Origin of the sequence: Gordonibacter urolithinfaciens, assembly GCF_900199375.1 — a bacterium.
In the GTDB taxonomy this organism is placed as follows: Bacteria; Actinomycetota; Coriobacteriia; order Coriobacteriales; family Eggerthellaceae; genus Gordonibacter; species Gordonibacter urolithinfaciens.
In genome coordinates, this window is record NZ_LT900217.1 from 834,072 (window position 1) to 848,253 (window position 14,182).

Genomic DNA, 14,182 nt, shown 5'->3' on the forward strand with positions numbered 1-14,182 from the left:
CGGTGATACCTAGTCGACCTTACTCAACCAACGTCCGAGCAGTGCGCCTCCCTCGCAAAGTGCGTCTCCGCGATTTCGTCAAGCTGCATGCGTATGCTTTCGAACGGCAATCCCAGATCGAGCGTGCGCACGCTTATGCGGTTGCCGCTCATCCGGTAGACCCCATCGGGCTGAATCTCTTCGTCCGTCTTGGCGTAGAGCAGCAGGCCCGATACAGTATGCGGCACTTCGGCAAGCTCGGCCTCCTTGTTCTTCACGTAGGCGAAGATCTGATATAGGTTGCCTGAATGGATGCTGCGCTTGTCGAACCGCCGCTGGGTCGTGCATGAGTAGTACTTCGCGTCGATGATGAGCACAGCGCCCCCGTGACAAAGCATGACATCGCTCTTCATCGTTGGCAACAGGTCGTCGAAATCATCGTCGAGAGCCCAACCGATACAAGAAGCTTGAGCGGCAAGCTCCGGATGCTCCTGCCGATAGTATTCCAGGATGAACTTTTCATACAGACGGCTCATGCGTTGCTCGTCAAAGAAGTCCATGAGCTTGGCACTTCCATCTGCCTGCGTCTGGAGCAGCCCTTTGGCAACAAGCCAGCACACGCCCATGAGCATGCGGTATGTCTGGTTATTCCGATCGAAACGCATATGCCAATCTACCGTGGCGAGGTCAACGTCGCGCACATCGGAAAAGAAGACCATCAGGCTCCTGAGTTCCTTCTTGCGAGCCTTGCTTATGTCGGCGTGAAGAAGCAACCTGCACGTCGCCTTGAGGATGCCGTTCATGCGCGTGTCCACGCTGAATTCGTCATAGGCGCATATCATCTGTCGGCGCATCACGCTGCGCGTCTTCACCGACTCAGACACCTCGATCTTGCCCCGCAGGGATGAGATCGCCTCGGTACGGTCCATATACTCGCGCCCCAACCCGCGTTTGATCTGCGAGCTTATGCCTCGCGAAAGGATGGCCGCGCAAAGCTCCGCTGCGTTGTCAAACTGCTCGGTTGCAACGTCGCGGTAACCCCGCCCTCTCAGCACCTGGAAAGCATACGCCAGCATGTGGTAGATATTCTGAATGCGGATCATTTGATGGCCCTGCGCAGCGCATCGGCCCATTCACGCACTTTGGACGGCTCGTCGAACCAGTACTCCCTCAACAGAGGCACCAGCTCGAACTCCACGATCGCAGAGAGCGCCGCATCAGTCACATCTTCGACCCTGAGTCCGCAGAAATAGCTATGGCCGATGCAAAAGCCCTCGCCCAGAGAATCATCGTCAGCTATTGCCGCGTTCAACCGCACAACACATGAGACGAGCTCGTTAAACTTGGGGCTTGAAAGTCCGTCGCGATATTCGGCGAAGCCGTCAGAACCGAACCCGGGCCTCAGGTCGACGAACGCGAAACGACGGCGCAGCGCGTAATCAAGCATCGCGAGCGATCGGTCCGCTGTGTTCATCATGCCGATGAGGTAAACATTGCTCGGTACATAGAAGAGTTCGCGCGAGTACAGCAGTTGCAATTTGTTCTTAGGTCCGCGTTTATCATTCTCGATGAGCATAAACAACTCGCCGAAGATTTTTGAGAGGTTGCCACGATTTATCTCGTCGATGACGAAAAAGTAGTCATTATCTTCATCTTCAGCTGCCTTTTTGCAAAAGCTGTAGAAAGCGCCCTTGGTCAGTTCAAACCCTGCAGCAGAAGGACGGAAGCCTTCGATGAAGTCCTCGTAGCTGTAGCTTTGGTGAAACTGCACTATCATCACGCGATCGACGTCCTTCGCGCCCATCATCGAGTACGCAAGCCTCTTGGCCACGAACGTCTTGCCAACGCCTGGAGCGCCTTGCAAGATGACGTTCTTCTTGGAGCTCAGCACGTTCGTAAGAGCCTCATAAGCCGTCTCGTCCATGTACACTTCAGCCAAGAAATCCTCTGCACCGTACAAAGGGTATTCGAGCGCAACAACTCCCTCCTCCCCCACGGCGGCGTCTTCGAAAAAGGGATCTATTTTGGCCAGAAAGTCAGGATAGTCGGTCATATCGGTAAGGGTCTTCATGGCAAACATCTCGCCGGTCCGCCAGCTGCCCTTATGACTCCACTTAACTTTGCGAATATTCGGATAGCGGCTTTCGCCCTCGTCGTATTCGTAATCACCGACAACTACGCCACGTCCCAAAATTTCGGTGCGCCCCCGCTTCGCGAAGACCACGTCACCAGGCTTTATATCGTGGACAAACTGCCAGACTGCGTGGGCGGAGTTCTTTTGCGTCGTCGCGCCGCCACAAACTTCCTGCAGTTTGAGCTGCATGTCTTCCTTGGTCGCATAGCCACTCAAGTCGCCGAGATCGCACCAGCCCATCCCCATTATGCCGCGACGGTAAAACTCTTCCCACATGCTTGCACCCTCGCCAGGCGCATAAAGCCAATAATGCACCGTCTCCACGCCGGCATCGCCCAGCGCGCTTTCCTCGGCCTCCTTATCGGCGGCTTTTGCAGCAGCCTTCCTCTCTTTATTGACACGCTCGGATTCGATGAACGCGGCATTGGAGAGAGCCGGGAAATCCTGATAGGGGCAGTCTTTCGAGCCAAGTTGGGAGCGAACGACATCGCAGATAGCGAGGTACTCTGCTCCACTCGGAATAGGCGAGCCCTTTTCTTTTGGAAAAGCGGAGGCAACAACGGGTCCCGCTGTTTTCATGTCACCCAGATACCAGCGATTACGAGAGTCGAGGCTGACGAAGGCGTACGGTCGAACCCAATACAGGCCCATGGTAAGCTTCCACCCCAGACCGAACTGCCCGATAGTCGCGTCGTACGCCTCGACGAATTCAGCGCGATTGAGCTCACTGTCTTCCGCAGCGAGCTTAATCTCGGCTTCGAAGGTTCGCCATAGATTGTCGATGTCGTGCTCCCCACGCCGTCCATCCCCCTTAAAGGCGTAGAACGTCGCGTTGAGATTATTGAGCGTAGGAACACCTTGAAAATCTTTAGGCTGGTCTGCTTCGATTCCGAAAGCTTCCGCGAAAGCTGAGACGATCTTTCTTCTATTGGTATCCGAGATGCCTTTGTTGAAGAGTCCGAAGACCGTATAAGGGTCGATGTCGGCAGGAGTTGATGAGCTATCGAGTTTCGGGAGCTTCATGTCGACTCCCTCGTAGAGAGACAGAAGCTTGTTCATCAGGCTGCGGCGATCATTTTTGAACGTCAATAGCTTGTCCGCCAACCTTGAATAGAAGCCTGTCCATGTACAATGCTCCTTCACCATCGGTTTCCCCTTCTCTACCATTTACGGTTATCGGCTTGTACGAATGGTTGCTCGCAAGCTTTGCATGGAATGACGGGACGTCAAGATTCGCCGCCCATTCCCCAGACTTAAGAAGACGTCCTTTCACTCCTCCCGTCCAATAATCTCATCCATGATACCGCTTCCCGCCGAGCAGCAAAAGCATCCCCTATTTCCCCCAAATTCGCCCTCCGGGAGGTGGACTCGCCGCGCCCGTCACGCGACAATGGCCCCGTCAACCAATCGCACCGCCCCAGGAGGCCCACCGTGAACCAGATAGCAACCGGCACGTTCATCGCCCGCAAGCGCAAGGAGCTCAACCTCACTCAGGCGCAGCTAGCGGAGCGCCTCAGCATCTCGAGCAAGTCCGTCTCGAAATGGGAGCGCGGCAAGTGCATGCCCGACTACGCCGTGGTGAACGAGCTGTGCGAAGCCCTCGGCATCACCGTGAGCGAGCTGCTCGACGGCGAGGAGAACGAGCGCGAGAACCTGCGCATGTACGACAACGACCAGATGATCGAGATGCTCGCACGCATCCAGCGCCTCGAGAGCCAGCGCATCACCATCATCGCCATCGCGCTCATCGTGATGGGCCTCGTTCTTCTGGCCCTCTCGCCCTTGTTCGGCGGCTCGGATTTGACCGACTTCATCAGCGGCGTGCTGTTCGGCATCGGCATCGGCACGACCCTCATCGGCGTCTTCCTGGCCACGCGCAGCGTGTTCGCATATTTAGGACAGGAGAAGTAACCATCGACGCTTCTTCGCTCAAAGTTTTCCGCCTGTCCCCAAAGCGCACCTCGCGACAAGAATTTTTGTGACATACTGACGTCCATCTTCGCAAGCGATCGACGGGGGGCCGTCATGCAGCTCGACCTCGGCTGGAAAAGCCCCCCCCCCGGCAAGCCTTGCCAAAGGGCTCGCCTACCAGCGCGAAGGCTGCGTGTCGGGCTTGAAGGCCAACGACAAAGGCTGGACAGCCGTCGTCGAAGGCACGTACGATTACCGCGCTTTTGTCCCCGGCGCACCCGCCGACCTGTGCGAAGCGCGCTACGACTGCCCGTACTTCGCGGGCGGAAGACCCGTCGCGCAGGAGATGGCGGAGGACTTCAAGAAACGCTACCCGCGTCGGCGCGCGCTTATGGAGGAGCTTGCAAAGCTCGGTTGAGGCCGCGCATCGCAGGGCCGCCTGTGGCACAATGGACGCGAACCGATTCCGCTGCGCCGCGCGAAAGGAGAGCCGCCATATGGACGAGAACGCACCCGACGCCACAGGGCCCCGACCCGAATGCCAGGCCACCGACGCCGCGTCGGCGCAGGGCGAAGGCGCTCCGAAGAAGACGGCGGCCGAGTACGCCGCGACCTTCAACAAGGCCGTCGACGTCGCCGAGCAGGTGCTGCGCTTCGCTCCCCTTCCCGCCGGGGCCAAGCGCGTGGCGACCCGCGCCATGCCCACGGTGAAGAAGGCGGCGAAGGTTGCCCCCATGGTGGCGCCGGCCGCCGAGCCCTACGTGCGCAAGGCCGCCGCCAAGGCCAAAGAGGTCGCGCCCGAGGTGGCCCAGGCTGCGAAGGCGGGCGCGAAGACCGTCGCTGCAGGGGCCCAGACCGGCGCGCGGGCGGCGGCGTCGGGCGCGAAGACGGTCGCCGGGCACGTGCGCGAGACGGCCCCCAAGCTGGGGCACGCGGTGTCCGACGGGGCCAAGGCCGCCGCGACCCGCGTCCATGACGATGCCCCCAAACTCGGCCGCACCGCCGCCGACAAGGCGTCGCGCCTGACTGGCAAGTTCAAGCGCAAGAAAAAGGAGGGCTGAAGCTGTGGGAGGCAACGGCGACAACGCGCAGATCGAGCTCCTCACGGAGCGCCTGCAGGGTCGCGACAACGCAGACGCCCACGCGGCACTCAAAGAGCTCCTCGCGCTGAGCGAGGCCACCGACGCCGTCTCCGCGCACTTCGACACGTTCGCCCGCCTGCTGTATGCGAAGAGCGCCTTCGCCCGCACGCGCGGCTTCCTGCTGATCGTCGCGAACGCACGTTGGGACGCCGAGGGGCGCACGGCCGACATCTTCGACGACCTCGCGCGCCTGTTCAGCGACCCGAAGCCCACCACGGCGCGCCAGTGCGTCCAAGCTGCGCCCGCACTCGCCCAGGCACAGCCGTCGCTCGCACCGCGCATCGCCGAAGCGCTCGAGAGCGTCGATCCCGGCCGCTATCCCGACAGCACGGCCCCGCTCGTCGCCGCCGACGTCGCCGCGGCCCTCGAGGCCGTGCGCGCACTCGGCTCGACCGCCACCTGATGCGCGAACCTTAAGCCTCTTCATGGTAGAATTCATCCGAACCGAAGCCGGCCCGGCGCGATGAGCGCCGCAAGCCGGCGAGACGCAGAGCCAACCGGACGGAGCAACCGCATCATGATCAAAGAACTCGTGACCGACGAAGCCATCCTCTCGCAGCCGTGCGAGCCCGCCACCGCCGAGGACGCCGCCGTGGCGCAGGACCTGCTCGACACCCTCGCCTCGCTCGACGAGGCGGCGTGCCTGGCGGCCAACCAGATAGGCGTGGCGAAGGCCGTCGTCGTCTACCACGACGAGGACGAACAGCCGCACGTCATGTACAACCCGGTTCTCAAGCAGGCGCTCGGCGCGTACAAGACGGTCGAGGGCTGCCTCACCTTGGAGGCCGAGTCCAAGGTCACCCGCTACGAGCGCGTCAAGGTGGTCTACGACGAGCTGGTGGACGGCGCCCTGGTCAGCCGCAAGCGCGACTTCACCGGCTGGACCGCCGAGCTCATCCAGCACATGATCGACCACTGCAAGGGCAAGCTGGTCTGAGGATATGAGCAACAGGAGATCCCTTTAAGCCTTGTTCTCCTGAATTATCAGCCAATGTCTACGCTCGCCTTCTCGCTCAATCAACGCAATTTGATGAAATGAGGGGACGCGTTATCCGCGCAAAAATACGAGAGCTCCCTCGGAAAAGATCGTCTCATGAATGATAGACAACGCATAAAGACAACCGTTCAGGAGTCGATAGACTATTGGTCGGGACATGTAAACGAATGCGGACTGAGCGTAGACTGGAGCGAAGCTGAAACTCACTGTTGGAGGTGTGGCTGCAAGAGAAACCTGGAGCGATGTCATATTGTGCCCCACGCCCTAGGTGGAAAAGACGAACCATCGAACATAGTTCTTCTCTGCCACCGATGCCATGCAGAAGGACCAAACGTCAACGACCCGGAAATCATGTGGGACTGGCTGAAAGCTTACGGTGTTTCATACTATGGCACGTTTTGGAAAATCGTCGGAATGAAGGAATACCGCTTCATATACAGGCACAGTGTACTGAAAGAGGCGGAGGCCATATTGGAATCTGCGGGAATCCCCGTGGATTCCCCTTTGGCACAAAAGCTTTTCAACGACCATCTCGATAGGGCAACCCAAGAAGCAAGTATTCACTATGGGCAGCCATATTTCAACGCAGCCACGATGGCGGGCATATTCCGCGTGGCTCTCAAGAAAATGGCGAAGACCCTTGGCGTTGATTTCCCTTCGCTGCCGGAAGTCAGGGATATTGCGCACGAACCATGGTGGAGCGAGCTGACGTAGCTCAAGCTTCGTCGTGCGCCCGAAACACAACAGGAGGCTTTTGACTATGATCAGGCCCATCATGACGAATCGGATGTTCCTCTCGCTGCCCTCATCGGCCGCCACGGCGGCCGACGCGCAGACGGCGCAGGACCTGCTCGACACGCTCGCGGCACACGCCCACGAATGCGTCGGCATGGCGGCCAACATGATCGGCACGGCCAAGCGCATCATCGTCTTCGACGACGGGGGCACACAGCGCGTCATGTTCAACCCGGAAATCGTCAGCCGCTCTGGCGCGTACGAGGCCGAGGAGGGCTGCCTGTCGCTTCCTGGCAGCCGCCGCGCGACGCGCCACCGCACCATCAAGGTGCGTTTCGAGGACCGAGACTTCCAACCGCGCGAGCAAACGTTCACCGGCTTCACCGCGCAGATCATCCAGCACGAGATCGACCACTGCAACGGCATTTTGATCTGACCGACGCTCCCATAGGCGACAGAGACGGCTCCGCTCACTCGAGCCTCCCCCTCTCCACGAATCGCTGACAGCCTGCATTCGTGCGGCCGAATCCGGTAGAATGTTTCGGCGAACTTTTCAACCTGACCGATGCGCGCCGCAAGGAGAACCCGTGCCGACCGAACCCTTCCAGAACCCTGCCGACAACAGCGCCGACCCCGTTTTCGACCAGGAGCAACAGCACCTCGCCGGCACCTACGCGAAGCTCCAGCAGATCGGGCGCGCCCTCGTGCGCAAGATGGAGCGCGCGCAGCGCGAGGCGGCGGCCGACAAGAAGGCGATGGCCGAGGAGCTCGCGCCCAACTTCGCCACCTACGCCGACGCGATGGAGACCTACGCCGACTTCGCGGCCATGAACCGCGTGATCGACGGGTACAACCTCGCGCAGGACGCCGACGCCGCCGAGCTCGCCAAGGTGGAGCTGCTCCTGAAGCAGCCCTACTTCGCCAAGGTCGCCCTGCAGTTCAAGCCCGGGCAGGAGCCCAAGGAGCTCTACATCGGCACGGCCGGCATCTCGGACGAGAACTACCACCGCCTCGTGGTGGACTGGCGCTCGCCCGTGGCCGAGACCTACTACAACCAGGACAACGGCCGCACCTCCTACGTGGCCGACGGCCGCACCATCACGGCCGATCTCAAACTGCGCCGCCAGTTCGACATCGAGGAAGACCGCCTGAACGCCTACTTCGACACCACGGTCGCCATCCAGGACTCGCTCCTCCTGGCGTCGCTCTCGAAGCAGCGCACCGCGCAGATGAAGGCCATCACGGCCACCATCCAGAAGGAGCAGAACACCGTCGTGCGCCACGAGGACGTGCCGGTGCTGCTGGTGAGCGGCATCGCGGGCAGCGGGAAGACGTCGGTGCTGCTGCAACGCATCGCCTACCTCTTCTACCAGCAGCGCGGCAGCCTGGACCCGAGCGAGGTCTTCCTCGTCTCGCCGAACCCGGTGTTCAGCCACTACATCGCGAGCGTCCTCCCCGACCTGGGCGAGCGCAACCCGGAAAGCCTCACCTGGGACGAGTTCGCGCGCCGCCTGCTGCCGCCCGACCGCGGCAGCGGCCGCGTGGACGTGCCGCTCGCCGCGCTCGCGCGCATCGATAGGGCCGTCGAATCGTTCGAGTTCGACGCGAACGACTTCAAGGACGTCCGCGTGGAGGACAAGCGCCTCATCGCCGCCGACCAGATCCGCAAGCTGGCCGACAAGCTCGGCCGCATCCCCGCCGGCCCGCATCGCATCACGCTCATGCGCGAGGAGCTGCACGCGCGCCTGGAGAGCCGCCTCAAGCAGATGGCCGGAACCGACGAGGCGCTCGACGAGCTGGAGGCCCTCGAGGCCGACGAGCAGCTGCGCATCTTCGGCGAGCTCATCGCGCCGACCGACGAGCAGGAGGAGCGCGCGCTCGCCCTGCGCTACCTGACCGATCACTATGCCGACGCCTTCGCCGCCGTGGAGAACGACGACTGGCTGCGCATCGACCGCATCGGCATGCGCCTTCTCGAAACCGACGGCCTCGCGCCGCTCGAGTGGCTCTACCTGAAGATGGCGCTCACGGGCCTCGGCAACCCGGACGCGAAGTACGTGATGGTGGACGAGGTGCAGGACTACACCGCCGCCCAGCTGGCCGTGCTCGCGCGCTACTTCCGCCGCGCGAACTTCCTGCTCTTGGGCGACCCGAACCAGGCCATCGCACCCGACACGGCCTCGTTCGACGAGGTGCGCGAGGTGTTCCAGGCCGCGCGCGGCGCGGTGGAGGAATGCCGCCTCATGACGAGCTACCGCTCGACGCCCGAGATCACCGCCCTGTTCGCGAGCCTGCTGCCGCCCGAGGAGCAGCTCCAGGTCTCCTCCATCCAGCGCGCCGACGAGCCGCCGGCCCTCCGCGCCTTCGACGACGCCGCCGCCTACGCGGACGCCCTGCGCGCCGCCGTGGCCGGGGCGCGCGCAGGCGAGGGGCTCGACGCCGTCATCGTGCCGTGGAAGCACGAGGCCAAACGGCTCCAGCAGCTGCTCGGCGAGGACGCGCCGCCGCTTTTGGACGAGCACGACGAGCTCCCCGCGAGCGGCGTCGTGCTCATCACGCTCAAGCTGGCGAAGGGCCTCGAGTTCGACCACGTCGTCGTGCCGGACGCCTCGGCGCGCGTCTTCCCCGGCGACGACCTCTCGCGCCGCCGCCTCTACACCACCATCTCGCGCGCCACCCGCCGCGTCGACGTGCTGGCGAAGGGCCCGCTCACGCCGCTGCTCGACGGCTTCGGAAAGGAAACCTCATGAGGACGTTCGTCGCGCTCGATTTGCCGCCGGACTTCGCCGACGACGTCGCCGCACTTGCCCGCCAGCTGGGAGCCGCTGTGGAGGGCCGCTTCCTGCCGCGCTCGACCTACCACCTCACGCTCGCCTTCCTCGGCGAGGTCGACGAGGCGCAGGCGGCCCGCGCGGCTGACGCCCTCGACGCCGCGTGCGCGAACACGGCCCCCGTCGCGCTGGCGAGCGACGGCCTGGGCAAGTTCGGGCGCGCGAGCGACGCGACGCTCTGGCTCGGCATCGCCCCCACCCGCGAGCTGGACGATCTTGCCGAGCGCCTGCGCGACGAGCTGGCCTCCCGCAGCGTGCCCTTCGACGCGAAGCCCTTCAAGCCGCACATCACCCTCGCCCGCCGCGCCCGCATCCCCAAGGCGAGCCTGCCGCCGCTCGCCTTCCCCCGCGACGACCGGGCCGCCGCCGTCACCCTCTGCAAGAGCACCCTCGAACGCACCGGCGCCGTCTACAAGCCCCTTCACACGACGCACCTCGGCGGCTAGCGGGCAGCCCACGCCGCGGCCGACCCGCCGCGACCGCCCGGCCGCTCTCGGGGCTTCTCGTGCAGAAACCGCGAATCGCCTGCCCGCCTCGCCCCAGACGCGCGCCGGGAGCCTTATACTGGTACCTTTGTTGGCACTGCAGGCTACGGGCAAGACGAAAGGCAAACCAATGGGCGGATTCTTCGGGGCTGCATCGCATCACGATGTGGTGCTGGACGTATTTTTCGGGGTGGACTACCACTCGCATCTGGGGACACGGCGCGCAGGCATGATCTTCCACGACGAGGAAGTGGGCTTCCAGCGCGAGATCCACTCGATAGAGAACACGCCCTTCCGCACCCGCTTCGAGGACGATCTTCCCGGATTCAAGGGCATGAGCGGTATCGGCTGCATCAGCGACACCGACCCGCAGCCGCTGCTCGTGCGCTCGCACCTGGGCACGTTCGGCATCACCACCGTAGGCGCCATCAACAATGCCGAGCAGCTGGTGGAGCGCTACTTCTCCAGCGGCAGCCGACAGTTCATGGCCATGAGCTCGGGAGCCGTGAACACCACGGAGCTGGTGGCCGCGCTTATAAACCAGAAGGACAATTTCGTGGAGGGCATCAAGCACGCCCAGAAAGAGATCGAGGGCTCGCTCACCCTGCTCATCATGACGAGCGACGGGACGATCATCGCCGCACGCGACAGCATGGGGCGCCTGCCGGTGCTCATCGGAAAGGACGGCGAGGGCTTCTGCATCTCGTTCGAATCGTTCGCCTACCACAAGCTGGGCTATCACGACGAGTACGAGCTGGGGCCGGGCGAGATCGTGCGCGTGGACGCGGACGGCTACGAGACCATCTCCCCCGCTGGCACGCAGATGAAGATCTGCGCCTTCCTGTGGGTCTACTACGGCTACCCCAACTCCAACTACGAGGGCGTGAACGTAGAGGTCATGCGCTACCGCAACGGCGCGATCATGGCGCGCGACGAGGCGGCGGCGGGCGGCGTGCCCGACGTGGACTACGTGGCCGGCGTGCCCGACTCGGGCGTGCCGCATGCCATCGGCTACTCCACCGAGAGCAAGGCCCCCTTCGGCCGCCCGTTCATCAAGTACACCCCAACCTGGCCGCGCTCGTTCATGCCCGCGAACCAGGACGTGCGCAACCGCGTGGCGAAGATGAAGCTCATCCCCGTGCCCGAGCTCATCAACGGCAAGCGGCTCCTGTTCGTGGACGACTCCATCGTGCGCGGCACGCAGCTGCAGGGCACAGTGAACTACCTGCACGAATGCGGCGCAACCGAGGTGCACATGCGCTCGGCCTGCCCGCCCATCATGTTCGGCTGCAAGTACCTGAGCTTCTCGCGCAGCCGCTCCGAGATGGAGCTCATCGCGCGCCGCGTGGTGCAGGAGCTTGAAGGCGACGAAGGGCAGAAGCACCTCGACGAGTATGCCGACAGCTCCACCGAGCGCGGCCAGTGCATGCTGAAGTCCATCTGCGAGAAGATGGGCTTCGACTCGCTGGGCTACCAGTCGCTCGACGGCATGCTGGAGGCCATCGGCATCGACCGCGAGAAGGTATGCACGTACTGCTGGTCGGGCAAGGAATAGGTTTTCGGCCACGGCGGCGCGCAGAAACCTGCGCGCCGCTTTTTTATGCGCGGAAACGAGAGGATTTACATCAACCGTCCCGGTAGTAGGACAAGCAAGCAGGCGGCGGCGCGTATGATGGGGCCACCATCCAACGCACGACCCCAGGAGGCACCATGGTCGCCAACGCCGCCCTTGCCACGAATTTCCCCCTTGCCGAAGCGCCCTCGCACGGCGCCACCGTCCGCGGAGCGCATGCGCGCACCGGGCAGGATGCCCCCGCCATCCGCGTGATCGCCTGCCCCGGCGGCGCAGGCCGTCTGCCGCAGCATGCGCGCGCCTTGCCGGCGGCGGCGCTTCCCGCTGCAAGCCGCGAGGCGGCGGCCCGGCCGAAAGACACCTGCCGCCCGGACTTCCCGTCCCCCGCCCACGCAGCGCGCACGGCCCTTTGCCTGCAAGGCACCGCGTTCGGGCTGACCGCCCGCGAGCGCACGTTCGCCACCGGGGCCGGCATCCTGTTCGCGGCCGCGGCGTTGGCAACGATCCTGCTCTGAGACGAGAACGGGCGGACCGCTTGCGCAGCCCGCCCGTCCAAGGTTGTTCTCGCGGCCCCATGGCCGCGCAGCTCGTTTGCCAGCCTCTCGCCGTTCTGCTGCGCGAAACCTACAGCATGCTCGCGCGCAGCTCCTCGGCGCTCAAGGGCGACAGATACGCGGGCGGGACGTCGAACAGCGTCTTGCAGCCCGTCTGCCCCTCGACGGACAGGCGGTGCACCGCACGGGCACAGGCCGCCAGCACGCTGCCGGTGAACTCGGGGTTCGAATCCAGCTTCAGCGAGTACTCCACCACGTGGCCGTGCTCGCCGTCCTGGCCGGTCACGCCCGAGCGGATCACGGAACCGCCGTGCGGGATGCCGGCGTGGTCGCGGTCGAGCTCCTCCTGCGACACGAACGTCACCGTGGTGTCGTAGTCGGCGAAGTAGTTCGGCATCTCCACGATGGCGCGCTCGATGGCGGCCGTGTCGGCGCCCTCCTCCGCCACGACGAAGCACTCGCGCGTATGCTTCTGGCGGGTGGTGAGCTCGGGATTCTCGCCGGCGCGCACGGCCTCGAGCGCCGCGGGCACGGGAACGGTGTACTGGCGTGCGTCGGCCACGCCCTCGATGCGGCGGATGGCGTCGCTGTGGCCCTGGGACACGCCGCGGCCCCAGAACGTGTAGTCGTGCCCCTCGGGCAGGATGCTCGTGGCGTACAGGCGCGCGAGCGAGAACATGCCCGGATCCCAGCCGCCGGAGATCAAGGCTACCTTGCCGCCCGCCTTCGCCTCCACGTCCACGTCGGCGAAGTGGGCGGGGATGTTCGCGTGCGTGTCGAACGAGTCCACCACGTTGAACAGGCTCGCGCAAGCGGGCGTCTGCTCGGGCAGGTCGCGCGCGCTGCCACCGCACAGCACGAGCACGTCCACGTCGCCCGTGTGCGCCGCCAGGTCATCGGCCGCGTACACGGGCACGCCGGCGGTCAGCGGCTGCACGCTCGCCGGATCGCGCCGCGTGAACAGCGCCGTAAGCTCCAGGTCCTCGTTCTGCCGGCAGGCCAGCTCCACGCCACGCCCCAGGTTGCCGTATCCGTAAATGCCGATGCGCGTCTTCGCCATAGTTCCGCTCCTTGCCAAAGTGTCCGTACGTGTTGCAACGATCATCCACGAACTGCGCCCATCCCGTCAATGCGCGCAGGTCAACTCCAAGAAAGCCCCATCGCATCGAAACACGTTGGAAACCTTGGCGGCCGAGAGGGTCGGCCGCCGCGCGAGAAATGTGCGGAGCTGTCCCATAGGAAGGACAGCCGCTCCGAGCCGCGCGCGTATGATGGCGATACAGGCGAAAACCGAGACCTAGGAGGCACCGTGGACGAACCGTCACGCCCCGCAAAGCAAGATGCGCAGGGAGACCTTCGTGAAGGACGCGCGATGAGCATGCCGGTGGAGGCCGCGACGGCGTTCGCGAACCTGTACCAGCGCTGGTTCGACGATGCCCGCGGCCTCGCGGAGGCCAACCGTCGGCAAGCACGGGGCGCGATCGGCGCATGCGTGGCCGACGTGGTGACGCTCTGGAATGAGCGGGAGCGGTCATGGCTGCCGAACGCGCCGACCATCCTGCGGCTCGAGTCGGGCGACCTCGCAGCGTTCGCCATGAGGGAGCCGTGCATCGCCCTGTATTCCGGCTGCATCGCCACGGACGCCCCCGTGACGGGCCTACGTTGGGAGAGCTTCCGCCCCTGCTCGTACGCCATCGGGCGGACGGTGGCCGACCTCGTGCTCGTCACCGGCCGAGGCGGCCTGCTCGAGGACGTGGAGGTCGTGCTCGACGATGGAGGACGGCTGTTCCTGGGCAACCGCGACGCATGGCCGCTCGCCCACGCGGTCTAGCTGCGGCCGC

At 64.0% G+C, this 14,182-nt stretch carries 15 protein-coding genes; 12 read left to right on the forward strand and 3 right to left on the reverse strand.

All coding sequences use genetic code 11. The features are described 5' to 3' along the window. Positions 1-23 precede the first annotated feature (23 nt). Together mcrC and BN3560_RS03670 are read right to left on the reverse strand one after the other, a co-directional pair. Positions 24-1,082, reverse strand: coding sequence for a 5-methylcytosine-specific restriction endonuclease system specificity protein McrC (gene mcrC / locus BN3560_RS03665; protein WP_096228567.1), 1,059 nt, complete (start codon positions 1,080-1,082; stop codon positions 24-26). After that, positions 1,079-3,259 carry an AAA family ATPase gene (locus tag BN3560_RS03670; RefSeq protein ID WP_096227038.1) on the reverse strand — a complete coding sequence of 727 codons (2,181 nt, stop codon included), beginning with the start codon at positions 3,257-3,259 and terminating at the stop codon, positions 1,079-1,081. Before BN3560_RS03670 ends, mcrC begins: the two co-directional genes overlap by 4 nt. Positions 3,260-3,544: 285 nt before the next feature. Here BN3560_RS03670 and BN3560_RS03675 point away from each other — a divergent pair, with 285 nt between their 5' ends. From BN3560_RS03675 to BN3560_RS03725, 11 genes are all read left to right on the forward strand, one after another. Then, the gene (locus BN3560_RS03675; protein ID WP_096227039.1) at positions 3,545-4,024 is read left to right on the forward strand and encodes a helix-turn-helix domain-containing protein; all 480 of its coding nucleotides are present in this window, start codon (positions 3,545-3,547) and stop codon (positions 4,022-4,024) included. A 202-nt stretch (positions 4,025-4,226) separates the two neighbouring features. Then, positions 4,227-4,442 (forward strand): hypothetical protein, encoded by a 216-nt coding sequence (locus BN3560_RS03680; protein ID WP_096227040.1) that lies wholly within the window; start codon positions 4,227-4,229, stop codon positions 4,440-4,442. A 79-nt stretch (positions 4,443-4,521) separates the two neighbouring features. Further along, entirely contained in the window at positions 4,522-5,085 is a 564-nt protein-coding gene (locus BN3560_RS14650) for a hypothetical protein (protein WP_231897338.1), read from the forward strand. Positions 5,086-5,089: 4 nt separating this feature from the next. After that, positions 5,090-5,569: a SufBD protein gene (locus BN3560_RS03690; RefSeq protein ID WP_096227041.1), complete on the forward strand. Its 480-nt coding sequence runs from the start codon at positions 5,090-5,092 to the stop codon at positions 5,567-5,569. 114 nt (positions 5,570-5,683) lie between these two features. Then, a complete protein-coding gene (locus BN3560_RS03695) occupies positions 5,684-6,103 on the forward strand; it encodes a peptide deformylase (protein WP_096227042.1) in 420 nt (139 codons plus the stop codon). A gap of 156 nt (positions 6,104-6,259) precedes the next feature. Continuing rightward, complete coding sequence (locus BN3560_RS03700; protein WP_096227043.1) at positions 6,260-6,877, forward strand: HNH endonuclease; 618 nt, start codon at positions 6,260-6,262, stop codon at positions 6,875-6,877. A gap of 46 nt (positions 6,878-6,923) precedes the next feature. Continuing rightward, positions 6,924-7,334: a peptide deformylase gene (locus tag BN3560_RS03705; protein WP_096227044.1), complete on the forward strand. Its 411-nt coding sequence runs from the start codon at positions 6,924-6,926 to the stop codon at positions 7,332-7,334. Between the two features lie 151 nt (positions 7,335-7,485). Beyond that, on the forward strand, positions 7,486-9,648 hold the full coding sequence (locus BN3560_RS03710) for a HelD family protein (RefSeq protein WP_231897339.1): 2,163 nt from the start codon (positions 7,486-7,488) through the stop codon (positions 9,646-9,648). Continuing rightward, positions 9,645-10,175 (forward strand): RNA 2',3'-cyclic phosphodiesterase, encoded by a 531-nt coding sequence (gene thpR / locus BN3560_RS03715; protein ID WP_096227046.1) that lies wholly within the window; start codon positions 9,645-9,647, stop codon positions 10,173-10,175. The genes BN3560_RS03710 and thpR overlap by 4 nt, the downstream gene beginning before the upstream one ends. 169 nt (positions 10,176-10,344) lie before the next feature. Further along, positions 10,345-11,769: an amidophosphoribosyltransferase gene (locus tag BN3560_RS03720; protein WP_096227047.1), complete on the forward strand. Its 1,425-nt coding sequence runs from the start codon at positions 10,345-10,347 to the stop codon at positions 11,767-11,769. 155 nt (positions 11,770-11,924) lie between these two features. Beyond that, positions 11,925-12,302: a hypothetical protein gene (locus BN3560_RS03725; protein WP_096227048.1), complete on the forward strand. Its 378-nt coding sequence runs from the start codon at positions 11,925-11,927 to the stop codon at positions 12,300-12,302. A gap of 109 nt (positions 12,303-12,411) precedes the next feature. On the opposite strand, the gene BN3560_RS03730 is transcribed toward BN3560_RS03725, so the two are convergent. Continuing rightward, entirely contained in the window at positions 12,412-13,401 is a 990-nt protein-coding gene (locus BN3560_RS03730; RefSeq protein ID WP_096227049.1) for a diaminopimelate dehydrogenase, read from the reverse strand. A 312-nt stretch (positions 13,402-13,713) separates the two neighbouring features. Between BN3560_RS03730 and BN3560_RS03735 the strand changes: the two genes are divergently transcribed. Beyond that, complete coding sequence (locus BN3560_RS03735) at positions 13,714-14,172, forward strand: hypothetical protein (protein WP_087190320.1); 459 nt, start codon at positions 13,714-13,716, stop codon at positions 14,170-14,172. Positions 14,173-14,182: the final 10 nt, after the last annotated feature.